The sequence below is a fragment of the Nitrincola salilacus genome (assembly GCF_046271865.1).
Classification (GTDB): Bacteria; Pseudomonadota; Gammaproteobacteria; order Pseudomonadales; family Balneatricaceae; genus Nitrincola; species Nitrincola salilacus.
Genome location: NZ_CP176580.1, coordinates 2,808,868 through 2,825,442, shown reverse-complemented (window position 1 = coordinate 2,825,442; position 16,575 = coordinate 2,808,868). Strand labels below are relative to the sequence as shown.

General features: G+C 52.4%; 16 protein-coding genes. 4 read left to right on the top strand and 12 right to left on the bottom strand.

Features of this window, described 5'->3' with window-relative positions; translation table 11 throughout:
- Position 1: 1 nt before the first annotated feature.
- The 12 genes from ACK3CJ_RS13265 to ACK3CJ_RS13210 form a co-directional block, all read right to left on the bottom strand.
- Entirely contained in the window at positions 2–1,357 is a 1,356-nt protein-coding gene (locus tag ACK3CJ_RS13265) for a sigma 54-interacting transcriptional regulator (protein ID WP_409522694.1), read from the bottom strand.
- Complete coding sequence (locus tag ACK3CJ_RS13260; protein ID WP_409522693.1) at positions 1,347–1,949, bottom strand: hypothetical protein; 603 nt, start codon at positions 1,947–1,949, stop codon at positions 1,347–1,349. Before ACK3CJ_RS13260 ends, ACK3CJ_RS13265 begins: the two co-directional genes overlap by 11 nt.
- On the bottom strand, positions 1,946–3,397 hold the full coding sequence (locus ACK3CJ_RS13255; RefSeq protein WP_409522692.1) for a sensor histidine kinase: 1,452 nt from the start codon (positions 3,395–3,397) through the stop codon (positions 1,946–1,948). Before ACK3CJ_RS13255 ends, ACK3CJ_RS13260 begins: the two co-directional genes overlap by 4 nt.
- An 89-nt stretch (positions 3,398–3,486) precedes the next feature.
- Positions 3,487–3,735 carry a hypothetical protein gene (locus ACK3CJ_RS13250; protein ID WP_409522691.1) on the bottom strand — a complete coding sequence of 83 codons (249 nt, stop codon included), beginning with the start codon at positions 3,733–3,735 and terminating at the stop codon, positions 3,487–3,489.
- 488 nt (positions 3,736–4,223) lie between these two features.
- The gene (locus tag ACK3CJ_RS13245) at positions 4,224–4,478 is read right to left on the bottom strand and encodes a hypothetical protein (protein WP_409522690.1); all 255 of its coding nucleotides are present in this window, start codon (positions 4,476–4,478) and stop codon (positions 4,224–4,226) included.
- Between the two features lie 295 nt (positions 4,479–4,773).
- The gene (locus ACK3CJ_RS13240; protein WP_409522689.1) at positions 4,774–5,037 is read right to left on the bottom strand and encodes a hypothetical protein; all 264 of its coding nucleotides are present in this window, start codon (positions 5,035–5,037) and stop codon (positions 4,774–4,776) included.
- A gap of 422 nt (positions 5,038–5,459) precedes the next feature.
- Positions 5,460–6,539: a Glu/Leu/Phe/Val dehydrogenase dimerization domain-containing protein gene (locus tag ACK3CJ_RS13235; RefSeq protein ID WP_409522688.1), complete on the bottom strand. Its 1,080-nt coding sequence runs from the start codon at positions 6,537–6,539 to the stop codon at positions 5,460–5,462.
- Positions 6,540–6,696: 157 nt separating this feature from the next.
- The gene (locus ACK3CJ_RS13230; protein ID WP_409522687.1) at positions 6,697–7,275 is read right to left on the bottom strand and encodes a glutathione S-transferase family protein; all 579 of its coding nucleotides are present in this window, start codon (positions 7,273–7,275) and stop codon (positions 6,697–6,699) included.
- Positions 7,276–7,400: 125 nt separating this feature from the next.
- On the bottom strand, positions 7,401–9,167 hold the full coding sequence (locus ACK3CJ_RS13225; RefSeq protein ID WP_409522686.1) for a DEAD/DEAH box helicase: 1,767 nt from the start codon (positions 9,165–9,167) through the stop codon (positions 7,401–7,403).
- Between the two features lie 171 nt (positions 9,168–9,338).
- Complete coding sequence (locus tag ACK3CJ_RS13220) at positions 9,339–10,061, bottom strand: glycerophosphoryl diester phosphodiesterase (protein WP_409522685.1); 723 nt, start codon at positions 10,059–10,061, stop codon at positions 9,339–9,341.
- A 24-nt stretch (positions 10,062–10,085) separates the two neighbouring features.
- On the bottom strand, positions 10,086–10,700 hold the full coding sequence (locus tag ACK3CJ_RS13215) for a glutathione binding-like protein (RefSeq protein WP_409522684.1): 615 nt from the start codon (positions 10,698–10,700) through the stop codon (positions 10,086–10,088).
- Between the two features lie 19 nt (positions 10,701–10,719).
- Positions 10,720–11,859, bottom strand: coding sequence for a hypothetical protein (locus tag ACK3CJ_RS13210; RefSeq protein ID WP_409522683.1), 1,140 nt, complete (start codon positions 11,857–11,859; stop codon positions 10,720–10,722).
- 258 nt (positions 11,860–12,117) lie between these two features.
- On the opposite strand from ACK3CJ_RS13210, the gene ACK3CJ_RS13205 reads away from it, so the two are divergent.
- The 4 genes from ACK3CJ_RS13205 (at position 12,118) to ACK3CJ_RS13190 (ending at position 16,567) form a co-directional block, all read left to right on the top strand.
- On the top strand, positions 12,118–12,765 hold the full coding sequence (locus ACK3CJ_RS13205; RefSeq protein ID WP_409522682.1) for a GGDEF domain-containing protein: 648 nt from the start codon (positions 12,118–12,120) through the stop codon (positions 12,763–12,765).
- A 3-nt stretch (positions 12,766–12,768) separates the two neighbouring features.
- Positions 12,769–14,928, top strand: coding sequence for a tRNA(Met) cytidine acetyltransferase TmcA (locus ACK3CJ_RS13200; RefSeq protein WP_409522681.1), 2,160 nt, complete (start codon positions 12,769–12,771; stop codon positions 14,926–14,928).
- A gap of 66 nt (positions 14,929–14,994) precedes the next feature.
- Positions 14,995–15,531: a hypothetical protein gene (locus ACK3CJ_RS13195; RefSeq protein WP_409522680.1), complete on the top strand. Its 537-nt coding sequence runs from the start codon at positions 14,995–14,997 to the stop codon at positions 15,529–15,531.
- 28 nt (positions 15,532–15,559) lie between these two features.
- Positions 15,560–16,567, top strand: a complete 1,008-nt coding sequence (locus tag ACK3CJ_RS13190; protein WP_409522679.1) for a hypothetical protein — start codon at positions 15,560–15,562, stop codon at positions 16,565–16,567.
- The last annotated feature ends 8 nt before the right edge of the window (positions 16,568–16,575 follow it).

Below are 16,575 nucleotides of genomic sequence, written 5' to 3'. Positions count from 1 at the left end.
GTCAGGCCTGCTTTTCTTTTGTCACGACCACATCCGATGCCGACAGGCCATGTTTCTTCAGCAGTTTGTAGAGGTCGGTTCGGTTACGACCGGCCAGCTCAGCAGCGCGGGTGACCTGTCCATCGGTCATCTGCAAAACGCGGATCAGATAGCGCCGTTCGAACTGATCGCGGGCATCGCTGAGTGTCGGCCAGATGCTGCGATCTTCCAGCAGCGCCTGCTCAACCAAGGCTGAGTGGATCACGGGTGACTGAGTCAGAGCCGCGCACTGTTCGACAACGTTGACCAGTTGTCGAACGTTACCGGGCCAGGCTGCGGTGACCAGCAGTTGCATCGCATCATCCGAGAAGCGGGTCACATCTATCTGATAGCGCTCGGCACTTTGCTGCAATACATAGCGCACCAGCAGCGGGATATCTTCGGCTCGCTCGCGCAGACTCGGCAGGTTCAGATTGACGACATTGAGGCGGTAGTAGAGATCCTCGCGGAAACTGCCGTCAGCCATGGCATCTGGCAGATGGCGATGGGTGGCAGACAGTACCCGCACATCCACCGCAACACTGCGGCTGCTGCCCACAGAGCGTACCTGACGCTCCTGTAATACACGCAGCAGTTTAACCTGCAGTGATTGCGGCATATCGCCTATCTCATCCAGAAACAGCGTGCCGCCATCGGCCGCGCGGAACAACCCCTGATATTCGCTGACGGCGCCGGTGAATGCTCCCTTAGCGTGCCCGAACAGTTCTGACTCCAGCAGATGCTCCGGCAGGGCCCCGCAGTTGATCGCAACAAAAGGCTTGTCTGCACGAGGGCTGGCATTATGTATGGCACGAGCCAGCAGCTCCTTACCGGTACCGCTGGCTCCACTGATCAGTACGCTGACATCGCGTTGGGCGATGCGATAAGTCTGCTCAAGTAGATCCTCCATGATCCGGCTGCGTGAGATGATCTCTTTGCGCCACTCACCCTGTTGCGGCACATGGGCCTGCTGAATCGCATCATGCAGGGTTCGGCGCAGATCATCATGATTCAGTGGTTTGGTCAAAAAACCCACCACGCCGCGCTGAGTGGCCATCACTGCTTCAGGAATGGAGCCGTGGGCGGTCATGATGATGACCGGCAATCCCGGATGTCGGCGTGAGATCTCATCAAACAGGCTCAGACCATCCTGGCCCGGCATCCTCAGATCGCTCAGAACGGCTGAAAAAGAGTCTGTACTCAGCAGGTTCAGAGCCGCCTGGGCGCCGTCTGCAGTACGTACCTGGTAGCCTTCGCTTTCCAGTCGTAAGGTCAACAGGCGTAACAGGCTGGGATCATCATCTACCAGCAGTATTGGGTGAATCTCACTACTGGCCATCACGGGACTCCTCTGCTGATGAGGCATTGAGTTTGGACTCTATTTCAGTCAGGGCCTCTATCTGGGTTTTCTTTTCTGAGATCTCTTTCTCCAGCTGGCTGATCGTCTGCTGATGTTGGGTATTCATACGAGTCAGAGTGTGGACCGCTTGTTCAGTTTCCAGCAATTGCTGTTGATGTCTGAGTAGCCACCTGAAGTACTCGGCCAGCTCCGGCGGTAATGTGCTGGCCATCTCCATCAATACCCACTGATTCTGTTGCCTGATCTGGTGAGGGCTGTCCGGGTGGCTTTGCAACAGCGCAGTCTGGGCTCTGCCAAGCTCGGTATCCGGCAGTTCGCTCAACAGTTTCTGACGTGCGTCATCACTCATCTGCAGGCTCATATGTGCGAAGTTCTGCCATGCCAGAAGGTTGCAGGGGGAGTTGCTCAGCGATAGACCTTCCTCCGGCATGGCACAGAAAACCCGGCCACTCCAGGGCAGGGTGATTGAATTTGAGTCGCTGCCATGTTCGGTTGTCTGCAGTGTTGATGCACAGCCATTGAGCAGCAGTGTTAACAGTGCCAACGGGAAAAACTTGTGTTGAGTGATCATCTTTTATCCATATCAGTCAGTTGCGGCAGTTTTATCTGCACGCAGACATCGGCGTTATCATGTTTGACGATGGCGGCCTGCCCTTGAAGCAAGCGGGCACAATCCGCCACGATCGACAAGCCCAAACCAGAGCCTTGCACCCTATCCGCACGGAGCAACTCGCCACGCTGGAAAGGCTCAAACATCAGCGCTTCCTGCCCTTCCGGTATAGATGGACCGGTATTGGCAACCTCCAGCACTATGTAAGATTTGCTTTTATGTAGGCGGACCCAGATCTGTCCGTTTTCGGCGCCATAGGCCTGAGCATTATTAAGCAGATTATCCAGTATGCGACAGAAGAGTCGAGTATCGGTATGTAGCTTCGCGACGGAGCAGTCCAGATGTACCTTTAGCCCGCGCTGTTGCAGTGCCAGGCTATGTTCTGCCAGCGCCTGCTCCAACAAGGGTTTCGCTTCTACAGTACTGAGCTCAGGGCTGGCCTGTTGCAATAGACGATTATAGTCGAGTAATTGCTCTGTCAACTGATGTAGCCGTTCAGCGCTGCCGTTGAGCAGGTGAACTATCTCCATCTGACGGTCATTCATTGGGCCGGCAAGCTGTTCAGCCAGCAAAGAGCAGCCTTCGCGAATACTGGCCAGTGGTGTTTTCAACTCATGCGAGGCATGTCTCAGCAACACGACACGCAGGGATTCAAGCTGCTGCAGGCGCCCGGATAACCAATGCAGGCGATGACCCAGATCATTCAGCTCTCGGGGACCACCTATCTGCTCAGGCGAAAGGGTGTCCTTTTGTTGGCCGATGGCACGAATCATTCTGTCCAGACGCTTAACAGGAGCGGCTACCTGGCCGCTGGCCCAGATCAACAGTACCAGGGTCAACAGCACCAGCAGGACTGTCTGAATTGCCAGATGTTGCTCTTGGAGGGACGCACGGGCCTGCTGCTGTTCCAGGCGCTTATCCAGCTCAAGTCCAATGGTGGTTGACAGACGAGACTGGTGTTCCCATATTTCGCTGAAAAGCGTGTCCAGACGCTCGCTGGATGCTTCATGAAAGGTTTCAGACAGCGAGTCAATAAGTGAGGATTGGGTGTCGCATAACTCAGTCGTGTCCTGTTCTGGAAGGTCGGCGCAAGCGCGGCCAAGTGATTCGAGATAATTGACGATATGTCCCTGAGCCAATGACTTGAGCGAATCTGTTTTGAGGATCTCGTATTGCCTGACCGCTCGTTCAATATCGGTAATGCGGTTTTTCAGATTTTCGGCGCGGCGTACAGTTGCTACAGCATTCTGTGCCTCTGTTAATGCCAACTGATTGAGTTCATTCAATGACTTGCTGCCCTGCCAAAGCAGAACCGCCAGTGGTACGAGGGCGAGGGCAAAACCAAACAACATTAATTGTCGAAGGGAAGCGGGTTTAAACAGTTCTTTAACAGGTACCAAACCAGACACTAATGATTACTCATTTCAGGTTTTGAATCAGGCTACTCACTGGCTATTGCACCTGAGGGGATGAATACGATGTGAGTAGCCTGGTGAGCTCAGCGTGCCAGGTAAATTGTAAACTCTTCCAGGGTGATGGCGCCATCACCGTCTGCATCGATTTCGTCGAAACGAGTCATGAGTTCATCATCAGCCTGAGCTTCATCCAGTGAGATCACACTATCTTCATTAGCGTCCAGTGCCGAAAAGGCACCCTGTACATCAGCATCAACGCCTGCTCCATGTTCGCTTGCAAAGGCAGTCATGGACAACAGCAAAAGTGATGCGGCAATCAGTGATTTATTCATATCAATTTATTCCTTTTGTTTGATAAGCATTAAGGCGTGTTCTGAGTGGTAGTGAATGTGTCGCCTTGATATGGATAGAGCAGGATGCGTGCCATAATATTAAAACTTCATTAAAAACAGATGGTTATTTTAAAAGTGGGTGTGGGAGCAGGACGGTTCTGTCACTTGAGTGTCGCGAAGAAGCGACATCGCTGTGATTGTTTTAAAAAAGTCATTTAAAAACAGCATCTTATAATGTCTCTTTTTGGAGACATATATTGATTGGAAGAGGGTGTGTAGTAACGCTGCTGTGTGAGGGTGGATGAGCAGAAAAGGTCGTTGAAAGAATAAAAAAAGGGCTGGAATTGATGTACTGAGAACATCGCTTCCAGCCCAAAAGCTTGAGAACAAGAGAAGAACGAGGCAAAACTCAAGCGACACGGCGACGCACCATGTTAGGTTGGAGAGTTCAGCCCGCGTGCCATTCGAGCTGAACTCTCCATAAAGAGTTACATAAAGAGTCTGGGTTTCTCACTCGGAGCTGACGGTATGGTACCGTCGGAATTAACCTCTATCAGATAGTCGGTAAGTTCCTGCTGAAGAGGCTCATCCTGATCTTTTGCATTTGCCTGACTGCTCAGTTCCATTTTTGCATAGGCAATATGGCAGTCGGTCTCATGATCACTCGCCAGGATGCCGGTGCTTGCACTGAACGCTGCGATTGATGTCAGCAGCAGAGTAGTGTTAAGCAGAGACTTCTTCATGACTCATACTCCGTTTTGTTTATGGGTTGTTGCTATCCGGCAATCTATAAACTGCCGATGTCTGCAGTCATGCCTGTAGCATTGCATATGTCGTGCCAAATTATTAAAAATCATTTTAAAACAGTTGCTTATGTTGTTTTACGAGGAGCGTGTCCTACCCGATCTGTTTTTATGTGTCGCCATTAAGAGACATCAATAGAGTGTTTTATATAAAATATATATAAATCAATAATTTAATGTGTATCAATTTGGCGACACTAAGAAAATACCTGTTATGTTTGAGTTTATGGCCCGCTTAAACTGACAAACCGAAAGGCATATCAATATCGCCAATCAGGGTTGAAGCGACAGTGGAGTTAAGGGAAAGCCAGGTGTCATATAGCCGATTGTTGAGTCGTTTGTGCCGCTCAAGCAAAGCCAGCAGAATATTGCCAAGATCGACTTCAGAGAATGCCAACTGCATGTGTGAATTGACTTTGGCTGCCGAGGAACTGTAGCTGAGCGTGAGGGCAGCAATGATTGCAATCACGAGAAAGGTGACAATCAGGGATTTTTTCATGTTTCGTACTCCATCGTGTTGTAGACATGTCTGCTCCATGATTTTCGACATGGTTGGAAGCAAACATTCACGCAGATAGAGCACCAATCGTGCCAGTATTAAAAATATGTTTTATATCAAATATTTAATTGATTGGTTAGTTGTTTTTAAGCGACATTAACGGAATATCTGTCGCGATCTGGCGTCGTTTTTATAGCCAGCCATAAATAACATAACAAAATCAGTTGTTTAAGCTGTTTCAACATGGAGACAAGGAGGGGAAACGGGGCAGATATAGGTGTGAGGGGCAAAAAGAGAGTCAACTGCCCGTCATGCTGCGCGGGGAGTTGGCTCTCAAGGGCCAGGGTCTGCAGGAGGAATCGCGGACCTGGCCAAGCGACGAACACGAGTTGTTACAACACCTTAAGTTACAATACCTTAAGTTACAATGCCTTGAATCGCTCTTCGGCCAGCTTGTTCGCTATGGCGCCAGTGGGGATGTTGCTCAGGGCACTGCGGTAGAAAATCTCACTCAGAGTGTCGCCGATCGACTCGATATGAGCACGTACTTTTGCCGCATCATATCCAGTGCGTTCATAGAAGATATCGATGATACCGCCTGCATTGATTGCATAGTCGGGAGCATAGAGAATGCCGCGCTCCATCAACTGGGCATCGTGTCGCTCGGCTTCCAGCTGATTATTGGCGGCACCGGCGATCACTTTTGCTTTTAGAGTCGGGATGCTGTGATCGTTCAGAATTGCGCCCATTGCGCAGGGGGCCAGTACATCGACATCAAGATCCAGGATCTTTTCGGCTGATATGGCTGTTGCACCCAGTTCTTTAACGGCGCGAGCCACCTGATCTTCATGAATATCACTGACATAAAGCTCCGCACCGGCAGCATGCAGATGCTGAGCCAGTCGATAGCCAACGTTGCCAACGCCCTGTACAGCGACTTTCAGACCGTTCAGATCATCACGATCCAGGCGATGCTTCACGGCAGCTTTCAGGCCGACAAAAGTGCCATAGGCGGTTGCAGGTGATGGATCACCGTTATTCAGCTTGCCATCGATCCCGATCTGCTCAGTCACGCCACCGATATGGCTGGTATGACGACCCATGACCTTCAGGTCTGGCACGCTGGTGCCTGAATCTTCGGCCGCAATGTAGCGACCGCCAAGGCTTTCCAGATACTGGCCCATTTTTTCCAGCAGGGCCTCGCTTTTATGCTCACGCGGATTGCCGATAATGACGGATTTACCGCCGCCAAGGTCCAGATTAGCCAGTGCAGATTTATAGGTCATGCCACGCGACAGGCGCAGTACATCGCGCAGTGCTTCCTCGTCGCTGGCATAGGGCCACATACGGCAGCCGCCAAGGGCTGGGCCTCGATTGGAGTTGTGTACGGCAATAATTGCCTTGAGCCCTGTGTCCGGGTCGCTGAAAAAGCAGACCTGCTCGTGTTGGTCAAATTCTGGGTGGCTGAAAACGATAGAAGAGGGCGCGGGGGCGTGGTTCATGGTAAACACCTTATGTGTTACTGGATCTCAGCAACAGCCTGTTTTTGTTTTTTTAGTGCCGGTCGGGTTGGGACCGGCTATCAGGTTTGCGGTCCTTGTGAGACCGCGGTGCAGACCTTATGAAATTGTCGCGAATGCGTCAACCGTTTTTTGCAGATTAAGCCGACACACGTGGATCAGTTGCGGCCAGAATAGCTTTGTCTGCATGGCGATCATAGAAGGCTTTCAGGCTTGGGAGGGTGGAGTAGTCATGCAGCTCACGGAACAGTGTCCAGTCGATCAGGCAGTAGAGGCTGATGGCGGCAAAATTCCAGTTATCCAGGTGGCCGGACTGCGCTTGTAGATCCAACTCTTTGAGTGAGGTGGTGATACGTTCACGTTGCAGGTTGAAGAAAAGAGCATCCTGGGATGTGTCAACGCCTGAGCGTGTGAGCAGAAACATCTCTACAAACGAGTCATTTGCTGCGTTCACCAGGGTGACCAGGTTTTCATCTGCAACCGTGCAGGTCTCTTTCTGCAGCTTGCTGTTCAAATAGCTGAAAATAACACGTGAATCGAAAACAGGTTGCGCGTCATCCAGCAGCATGGGTATTTTGAGTGCCGGATTGATGGTCAGCAAGACTTCACGTCCTTCGGGCGAATAGATATTGATATCGATAAATTCGTGATCAATATCTTCCATCCATACTCTCAGGCGACGAACATAGGGAGAAGTTGTGGAGCCATAGAGCTTCATGGGGTTATCCTTGGTAAAAGTAGAAGGTAATCAGCAAAGGATATAATCAGCAAAGGATAGAAGCAAAAAAGGCAGACTGAGGGTTACTCAGTCTGCCTTTCGATACGCGTATCAGCTATCAGCTATCAGCGTGCGCGTGCTGTCGCAGGTGCACCGGCTTTAGAAGTCGGTGGTCTGCGACGGGCTTTGGCGGGGCCGCTACGATCAGCACCACGGTCCTTGACGTCATCCTGCCAAGGGCGGATGTTCAGTGCCTGGCCGCAGATGCGAGCGCGCTTCAGTACCTGCATGGAGTCAGGTGACATGCTGCTTGGCAGATCGACAGTGCTGTAGGTTTCGTTGATGTCGATACGGCCGATGTGCTGGCTGTCAACGCTGGCTTCATTGGCAATCGCGCCAACGATGTTGCCTGGCTTCACGCCATGCTGGTAACCAACGCCCAACCAGAAACGCTGCATGCCGGCAGCTGGTGCATCTGAACGACCGCCTGCTGGGCGACGTTTGCCACGCTCTGCACCCTCTTCACGAGGTCTACGCTCACGCGCAGTGGCAGGTGCAGGTTCCTTTTCATTCAGGAACAGCGGCTTGTCTTTGTGCATCATTTTCAGAATGGCTGCAGCAACCTGAACAGGTGACAGCTCCTGCTCTCCGACCAGTGATTCGATCAGTGGCAGGTACTGCTCCAGATCAGATGCTTCAGCAGCAATACTGATCTGTTTTTTCAGGCGATCGACACGCAGTTCGTTGAGCTGCTTGGCTGTTGGCAGAATCAGCTGTTCGATCGGTGAGCGAGTGGTGCGCTCAATCTGCTGAAGCAGACGCTGTTCGCGTGGTGCGGCAAACAGAATGGCATCGCCATCACGACCGGCACGACCGGTACGACCGATACGGTGAATATAGGATTCGGCATCGTAAGGGATGTCATAGTTGATAACGTGAGTGATGCGTTCGACATCAAGGCCACGTGCAACAACATCAGTTGCGATTACAATATCCAGCTCACCACTTTTGAGCTTTTCTACCACGCGCTCACGCTGAGCCTGGGCGATATCGCCATGCAGGGCTGCAGCAGGGAAGCCCGCTTTAGTCAGCTGTTCTGCCAGTTCTTCAGTCGCATTTTTGGTGCGAACGAAGACCAGTGCACCTTCGTGCTCCTGGAGTTCCAGCAGACGGGTCATTGCAGTCAGCTTGGTCATGCCGCGAACGGTCCAGACGCGCTGGCGAATGGTGCTGGCGGTGGCTGTTTTGCTCTCGATCTTGATGACAGCAGGTTCAGTCAGATAGTTGTCTGCAATGCGACGGATTACCGGAGGCATGGTCGCAGAGAAGAGGGCGATCTGGCGCTGAGCAGGTGTGTGCTGCAGGATCCACTCGACATCGTCGATGAAGCCCATGCGCAACATCTCATCGGCTTCGTCCAGTACCAGCGTCTGTAGACGATCCAGTGCCAGTGTGCCACGACGGATGTGATCCATGACGCGACCTGGTGTGCCGATAACAACGTGTGCACCACGGCGCAAGCCGCGCAGCTGCTCGTCATAACCCTGTCCACCATAGATGGAAAGAATACGAATGCCTGTCAGATGCTTGGAGTATTTTTCGCAAGCCGTGGAGACCTGAAGCGCCAGTTCACGCGTTGGTGCCAGAATCAGCAACTGCGGATGAGTTTTGCTCGGATCAAGACGCTGCAACAAAGGCAGTGCGAATGCGGCTGTTTTACCCGTACCCGTTTGAGCCTGGCCCAGAAGATCACGTCCTTCGAGAAGTGGTGGAATCGCGCCTAGCTGTATTGGGGAGGGAGTTTCGTATCCGACGTCGTTCAGAGCTTCGAGAATAGGAGCAGAGAGCCCCAGATCACTAAATTTAGCGGGGGTGTTTTCAATAATTGACATGCTGTGAATGCTTACCTGATGAATTGAGGACTTTGTGAGAGAGAAGTCACTCAGTTACGCTAAGAGGCATGGCTGCACTCACAGCAGCATCGCCCCAACAAAAGAGGTGCGTATTATATATATCTGTTGGGGGTTTGTCCAGAGCTGTAACCGGAAGAGTTGAACGGCGGATCAACTTATCGGGAAACGTTGCGGGTAATCGGTGATCACGCCATCGACTCCCTGCTGCCACAGCAGCGCACCTTGATCCGGGTCATTGCAGGTATAGCTGTAGAGCTCAAAGCCTGCATCTTTCACCATCATGAACTCTTTGGCGCTGACTTGTTGCCAGTCAAAATTGAGACTGCGTGCACGAATCATATCCAGTCGCTGCTGCCAGTCATCAGGCAGCGCTTCAACCAGGTATCCAAGTGGCGTTTTTTTCTCTGTGCGGTACCAGGCCTGCAGCGTGTCGTGCTCAAAACTGCTGATCAGTAGTTTGTCAGCAGGGAGGGGATTGTTTGTCAGGCAGGCTTGCACGATACGAGTGATCTTGTCAGGATCGACCGAGTGCGTCTTGATCTCAAGATTGAGTCCCAGGCCCAGGTGGTTGATCAATGTGAGGGCATCATTCAGCAACGGCAGGGGCTCACCCGCGAATTCTTCGGAGAACCAGCTTCCGGCATCGATGCCTTTCAGATCCTGCCTTCTCAGCTCTATCACAAGCCCTTCTGAGCTGGAGCAGCGTTCAAGATCGGCATCGTGAATCAAAACAGGTGTGTCATCACCCAGCAGAGTAACATCCAGTTCGACCCATTTAACGCCCATTTCGGCCGCCAGACGAATGCCGGCAAGAGTGTTTTCAGGTGCAAGGCTGGCCACACCACGGTGGCCGATAAGACGGCTTGTCAGCATAGGGTCCTTCTTGTGTGATCGGTGTCAGGGTATTTGAAGTCCGCGTTGAACAAACGGAAGTTGCAGCATGCGCTCCATCCAGGCCTGAACATGAGGAAAATCGTTCAGGTTGATCTGTTGCCATTCGAAACGGTTGGCCCAGGGAAAAATCGCAAAGTCGGCAATGCTGAGATCATCTACGACAAATTGTTTTCCTGCAAGCTGTTTGTCGAGAACGCCCCAGAGTCGTCGGGTCTCAGTGTTATAGCGCTCAATCGCATAGGGTACCTGCTCCGACGCAAATCGATTGAAATGATGCGCCTGTCCCAGAAAAGGGCCAAAGCCACCCATCTGCCACATGAGCCATTGCAGCACCTCAAGTCGTTTGCGCTTGTTGGTGGGAAGAAATTCCCCTGTCTTTTCGGCCAGATAGATCAGAATGGCACCGCTTTCAAACAGTGTGACTGGTTCGCCGTCAAAACCATCATGATCCACAATAGCCGGAATCTTGTTGTTGGGGCTGATGCGCAGAAAGTCAGGCGTAAACTGTTCGTCGTTCAGGATGTTGATTGGATGAACCGAGTAGTGAAGACGGCAGGCCTCCAGCATGATTGATGCTTTGTAGCCGTTTGGTGTTCCCCAGGTGTAGAGATCTATCACGGTAATATCCTGTATGGTTTTATTGAGAGCGGGCGAAGTGGTTATACACGCCAACCAGTTCCTCTTCTTTGAAGTTGATGATGACTAACTCCTGGCCGGGCTTTATCAGATGAGGGTTCTGGCCGATCAGTCCCTGATGAAAATTATAGACAACCGACTCCAGTACCTTTTGATGCAGGAACAGGCCCAGATAGGAGCTGCTCATATCTTCCTGTAAGCGATCGGCATCCTCAGGAATCTGTGCGCTCAAAAATTGTGACACTTCGCTGATCTGTATCCCTTCGGCAAAGGTTTCGATCAACCCCTGACGCAGGATGCCCCAGATGCCAAAACGATCAGCGTCGGTGACTGAGTGTATATAGTAATAGGAGGTTGCTGCCTGATCGGGATCCGGGAACAATTCCTGTAATCGGATCTGCCCACCTGCTGACAGATTGGTGGCCGGAATGCTCAGGCTGCCGCTGCCACCGGGGTTGATCCGGCCGGAGTCTGGAGCCAGGTTGAGCATCTCATTTACAACAGAGGTCAGTTGGCCGTTGTTGCTTGTGCTCGCTGTCGATTCGGATGTATCAGGCACTACCAGTGTTCCTGAACGACTCTCAGATCCGGGTGGAATCGGTTGTTCGACGATCAGTTGATTGGGTTGGTTGGAAAGAGTGGGTTGTTGTGTTGATGTTTGAGCATTCTGTACCTGCACAGATGATGTCAGTTCAACGGCAAAACTGGCAGCGGGTGTCGAATCTTCCTGCAGGACTTCGGAGCTTGCCGTATCAACTCGCCTTGGTGGCAGTGTCAGCATCTGGTCGCCGCGGACAAAATGGTTGGCCTCTCTGACATCTATTGGTTGATCAGATTGCTGTGGTGCCAGTGTGGTGATGTGGGCGATGGCTTCGGCACGCTCTTCGGGGGAGATCTCGTTGGGCTCTGTGCTGGCCTCAGGTATGGTGACGACCTGTCCGGACACTGACGGCGCTGAGGCCTCATTTTGATCTGATAATGAAGGTGTGACACCCTCTGCGGTTGATCTGTCTGCTATTGGGCTGGATGCAGCTGGCGTGCTTGCCGTTGAGGAAGGATCTGATTCTGAAAATGGATCCAGAATCAGGTAGCCACCAACCAGAATCAGGATGGCAATCAGCAGGATCATCAGTCGTTGCATTGCAGCTCTCCGTTAGAGTGTGTTATCTGTTAACAATAGTTGAGTTTCACGTCAGATAAAATAGATGTGTTGAACTGTTATTGCCGAGGCGGCTGAAATAGTTAAAAAAGAGTGATAATCTGAGAAAGCTTCGGCAACTGCCTAACCTGAAAAGGTTTTCCGGTTTCATCGAGGCAGTTGATCGGCTAATCTTGGTTTATCGAGCTCTGTCTCAGTTTTGGGCCTGGGCGGGTTATGAACGGCGGGAGCCTGGTATCTATGAATTCAGCATTGAACCCGATTCCAGTGGTGGCGATCATTGTGTCGCTGCTGCTTGTCGCCGCTACCGTGATGATGTACCTCAACCACCGGTCTCTGCAGCGCCAGTTGCGACAGCAGAAGCAGTGGTTTGATCATGAGCTGGAGCGGTTGGGTAAAATAGACCCCGAAACAGGCGCAGTGAGTCGTGAATGGTTCAGGCATCTGCTCGACACTGAGTGTCGACGGGCTGTTCGTGAGCTGGCGCCTCTGACGATCATGAGGTTACATGTTGATCTGGGAAGTGAGCCTGTGAATACGTCGCTGTTGTCGCAGATCGTAGAACAGGTCAATCAGATGATCAGTCGTCCGGGGGATCAGGTAGGGCGATATGATGCCAGGAGTATCGGATTGCTGCTGCCTTCAACCAATGAGCATGCCGGTCGATTTGCCGATAGGTGTGTTCAGTTGTTGCAGGAGAAATTCGGCAATCAGGGCGTCCGCTTCACGCTTGCTGGATGGACTCTGCAACCCACTGCAGAACTCACGGCAATCAAGGCGTTGGAGAGGTTGGATGCGCTCTATGCTGACGCTATTTCGACGTCACCCGGTCAGGTTGTGTATCAGGTAGAGCAGGCCGATGCTCTGACCATGAACTACCAGCTTTAATTTATGGATATGCGTTGCGTTGATCGCATGGGCGATCATATTTGCCGTGTCGGCCATCGCGGGATTATCTGGGTGGCAGGTAATGCTGAATGGTGCGCGCTCGAAGTACAAAAAATCCTGTCTCATCTCTCTGTTTCAACTGATGCGGTACTGGTCAGTGATCGCTCCATTGCCGGATTAACACCTGTCGCTGCTCAGTCTATTCCTGAGCGGATGGGCAGTACTTCCGAGATGGTTATTTTCGATGCCCATGCCGGATTCAATCCCAATAGTTTCGGTCAGATAGTGGGTACGCTTAAGGGTGGCGGCTGGTTTCTGTTGCTGACGCCTGCATTGGATGACTGGCCCTCTTTTCCTGATCCCGAGTATGCTGCTTTGTGCAGCGCCAATTACAGCCCGGAGCAGATCTCGGGGCATTTTATCCGTTTCGTTTTGTCCGAGTTGCTGAGCATGCCAACTGAGCAGCTGTTGCGCTGGTGGCAGAATTCTGATCTATCGCCGCAGCCAGATTCTGTTATCACAGAGGCCGGTGTTCCGCAGCAGTTGGCCGAGTCTCCTTATCTGAGTCAGGATCAGTGCCGTTCTGTGGAGGGGCTGCTGGGGCTGATGAAGCGCCGTCGGTTCAGTGCTGTGCTGTCGTCGGACCGGGGTCGTGGCAAAAGCAGTGCAATCGGGTTGATGCTGGGTTTGCTGAAGACTGAAAAACCGTTAAGGGTTTGCATTACTGCCCCTTCCCGTGCGTCTGTCGACGTTATTATTGCGCAGATGAGTCGCCTGACCGATACAACCACTATCAGCTCCTCCCACTGGATATCAGGAGGCGTTGAGGTTATCTATCTGGCCCCTGATCGGCTGCAGCGTGAACTGCCTACGATGGATCTGCTGGTGGTGGATGAAGCGGCCGCCTTACCGGTGAGTCTGCTCAGTCTACTGTTGCATCATTACCCACGGCAGGTGTTTGTCACGACACTACATGGCTATGAGGGCAATGGTCGGGGGTTCGCGCTGCGCTTTCTTCAAGCGCTGGAAGACTATGCGCCAGACTGGGTTGATCTGCGCATGTCGCAACCCTTGCGCTGGGCTGCCAACGATCCACTTGAGCAGCTTGCCTATCGGGTTCTGTTACTGGATGCTGAGCCGCAGTTGATAAAGGAGGTTGCGCCTGATTCAGCGGATTTCCATGAATGGCACGCGTCAGACCTGGCGTTGCATCCAGATCTGTTGCGGAGTCTGTTTGGCTTGTTGATAGTGGCCCATTATCGCACCACACCCGGTGATCTGCGTATTTTGCTTGATAGCCCCAATATTCGTATCTTTTCTTTGCAGCATGATGATCAGGTTATTGCCACGGCATTAGTCGCTATGGAAGGAGCGTTACCGGATGATCTATGCGAGCAGGTCTGGCAGGGCAGGCGCCGGCCAAATGGCGACCTGTTGCCACAGACGCTCATCGCTCAGGAGGGCTGGCGGGAGGTCGGCGGGTGGCGTGCGTGGCGAATAATCCGCATTGCTGTTCAGCCTCAGTTGCAGCGCCATCATCTTGGATCAATACTGTTACAACAGGTGATCAAACAAGCCGGTATTGAGCAGGTGGATTACTGTGGTGCCAGCTTTGCTGCAACGCCCGAGGTGGTTGGATTCTGGCAGCGCAATGGATTTCAGCCGGTCAGGCTCGGAGATCGGCGGGATTCCGTGACGGGTACTTTCCCATTGGTGATGCTCAGGCCGTTGACTCAGGTGGTCGAGGAGTGGATCCCCCATGCCCGGCAACAATATCGGCAGAGTCTGCTGATGCGTCTACCGGCCTCGCTTCGATTGCTTGAAGCGCCTCTGGCTGTACAGCTCTTGGCAGCAGGTGTCAGCTCTGATTATGAAGCTGCAGATGAGCCGCTGGATGCCACCAGTCATGAGCGTCTGCAGGGTTTTGTAAGCCATCATCGAACTGTTGAGAGCAACCTGATGGCGTTACAGAAGCTGGTCAGGGCAAGCATTCATCAATGGCATAAAGCCCGCCTGAGTGAGCAGGATCAGATACTTTTGCTGAATCGAATACTAAGACAGATGACGGCAGATGAGGTGCAGGCAGCAACAGGTTTGCAAGGTAAACGACTGCAATTACAGCGTTTGAGAGAACTGACGGGTGTGTTGATGGGTCTTATCTAAGTATTCAGCCTGGCTTCATGCTTTATCCCTTAAGCTGAACCCAGGTTATGAAAAAAGGAGATGGTCATGAAAACTTATCTGTTAGCCCTGATTATGCTCAGCATTTCGGTCAGTGTCTGGGCTTCACCACCAGGGTCGGCCTCACGAGGTCAGGCCTCTTTCATGGTGGCTCAGGCCGATCGGAGTGAGCGGGCTGATCGACATAATGCAGTTACACGCGGAAATCTGTTGCCGGCGCTGACCGACTCTCAGACTGAGAGTATCATCGGAATTGTGCTGGAAGAGGTGTTTGGCATACCGACCAGTACAACGCAGTCAAATGGCAAGCAGAAATCGTTACCACCCGGTCTGCAGAAAAAACTGGCACGTGGTGGGGAGTTGCCCCCGGGCTGGCAGAAAAAAGTGGCTCGAGGAGAGGTGCTGGATGGCCATCTCTATCGCCAGTCTCAGGTTTTATCACCGGATATTCTGCGCCGTGTCGATGGCCGCCATCAAGAGGCTGAGTTGATAGTTCTGGGCGACAGAATCCTCAGAGTGATGAAGGGAGAGGGAACCGTACTGGATGTTATCAATATTGCAGGACGTGTGCTGGATATTCAGTAATAGTATGCGAAAGGCGATTCGAAATTGCTTGTTTCCACTGTTGCTTCCACTGTTATTTTCACTCGGTGGATGCGCTGCACTGGATATCGGCAGCCGCGGCGACACGGATCTGTATCAGCGCGTGCTGGTTGTTGCCACCGACGAGGGATACCGCTTTCGAGAGTGTCATCGTTCGCAGTGGCAGACACTGTCTCAATGGCCCGGCCAGTTGGATAGTCAGTTCAAGCGGCTGGGTCTTAAAGAGGGCGAGTCTGTTTATGCTGAGTGGATTTCACGCGCTGAAGATGGTGATGCCAGTGGGGATGATGCTGAAGGGTTCAGTGTCAGGCAGCTACGACTGATCGGCGGTGATCTGAGCAGCTGTCAGCACCATCTTCGTGAGGTTCAGTTGCGTGCCTCTGGCCTGGATCCGCTCTGGACGGCAGATATTCAGGAAAATCATATTCATGTTCATGACTATGATGGTCTGAAGTTGGTTCGTTTTCCGCGCACTGCGGTGAGCCGCGATGATGGCGACTGGGTCTGGGAGAGTGAAGTGTCTCTGGATCAGGAGCGTAAGCATCGTCTGCTGTTACGTATAAGGCCGCTGGCGTGTCGTGAGGGGGATGTCTGGATCGGGCTCAGTGCCGAGATGGAGTTGGATGGGCGCTTCTTTCGCGGCTGTGCCCGAATGGGTGATCTCGACCGGTTGATCCTGCATCAGCAATATCAGTTGCCGCTTGAAACCACTACCCGTGCCATCACACTGAATCTGTCCGTTGATGGTGGGGCTGAGTGGCTGGAGGATTATCTCACCGGTCAGCCGGTTATGGTCAGCCGAGGTGGTTGGCGTTTACTGCCCGGAGGGCGTTTGCTGGTCTCGCTGGATGAGCGTGATGCGGGCCTGCGGCAGGAGGTGTTGAGTTTTCACCATGCTGGCAATGGTGTGCTGGTGTTACAGGGATATCATCCCAGCTATGGGCAGGGTGGTTTGACACTGGTGCCTGCCTCAGATCCGATACCCTGGCGAACAGGACGATTCAGAGAGTTGCCCTGAACTCTCTC

What these genes read in the sequence shown, in the direction of transcription:
- ACK3CJ_RS13265 (WP_409522694.1), bottom strand. Translation starts at nt 1,357, where the DNA reads ATGGCCAGTAGTGAGATTCACCCAATACTGCTGGTAGATGATGATCCC.
- ACK3CJ_RS13260 (WP_409522693.1), bottom strand. Translation starts at nt 1,949, where the DNA reads ATGATCACTCAACACAAGTTTTTCCCGTTGGCACTGTTAACACTGCTG.
- ACK3CJ_RS13250 (WP_409522691.1), bottom strand. Translation starts at nt 3,735, where the DNA reads ATGAATAAATCACTGATTGCCGCATCACTTTTGCTGTTGTCCATGACT.
- ACK3CJ_RS13245 (WP_409522690.1), bottom strand. Translation starts at nt 4,478, where the DNA reads ATGAAGAAGTCTCTGCTTAACACTACTCTGCTGCTGACATCAATCGCA.
- ACK3CJ_RS13240 (WP_409522689.1), bottom strand. Translation starts at nt 5,037, where the DNA reads ATGAAAAAATCCCTGATTGTCACCTTTCTCGTGATTGCAATCATTGCT.
- ACK3CJ_RS13235 (WP_409522688.1), bottom strand. Translation starts at nt 6,539, where the DNA reads ATGAACCACGCCCCCGCGCCCTCTTCTATCGTTTTCAGCCACCCAGAA.
- ACK3CJ_RS13230 (WP_409522687.1), bottom strand. Translation starts at nt 7,275, where the DNA reads ATGAAGCTCTATGGCTCCACAACTTCTCCCTATGTTCGTCGCCTGAGA.
- ACK3CJ_RS13225 (WP_409522686.1), bottom strand. Translation starts at nt 9,167, where the DNA reads ATGTCAATTATTGAAAACACCCCCGCTAAATTTAGTGATCTGGGGCTC.
- ACK3CJ_RS13220 (WP_409522685.1), bottom strand. Translation starts at nt 10,061, where the DNA reads ATGCTGACAAGCCGTCTTATCGGCCACCGTGGTGTGGCCAGCCTTGCA.
- ACK3CJ_RS13210 (WP_409522683.1), bottom strand. Translation starts at nt 11,859, where the DNA reads ATGCAACGACTGATGATCCTGCTGATTGCCATCCTGATTCTGGTTGGT.
- ACK3CJ_RS13205 (WP_409522682.1), top strand. Translation starts at nt 12,118, where the DNA reads ATGAATTCAGCATTGAACCCGATTCCAGTGGTGGCGATCATTGTGTCG.
- ACK3CJ_RS13200 (WP_409522681.1), top strand. Translation starts at nt 12,769, where the DNA reads ATGGATATGCGTTGCGTTGATCGCATGGGCGATCATATTTGCCGTGTC.
- ACK3CJ_RS13195 (WP_409522680.1), top strand. Translation starts at nt 14,995, where the DNA reads ATGAAAACTTATCTGTTAGCCCTGATTATGCTCAGCATTTCGGTCAGT.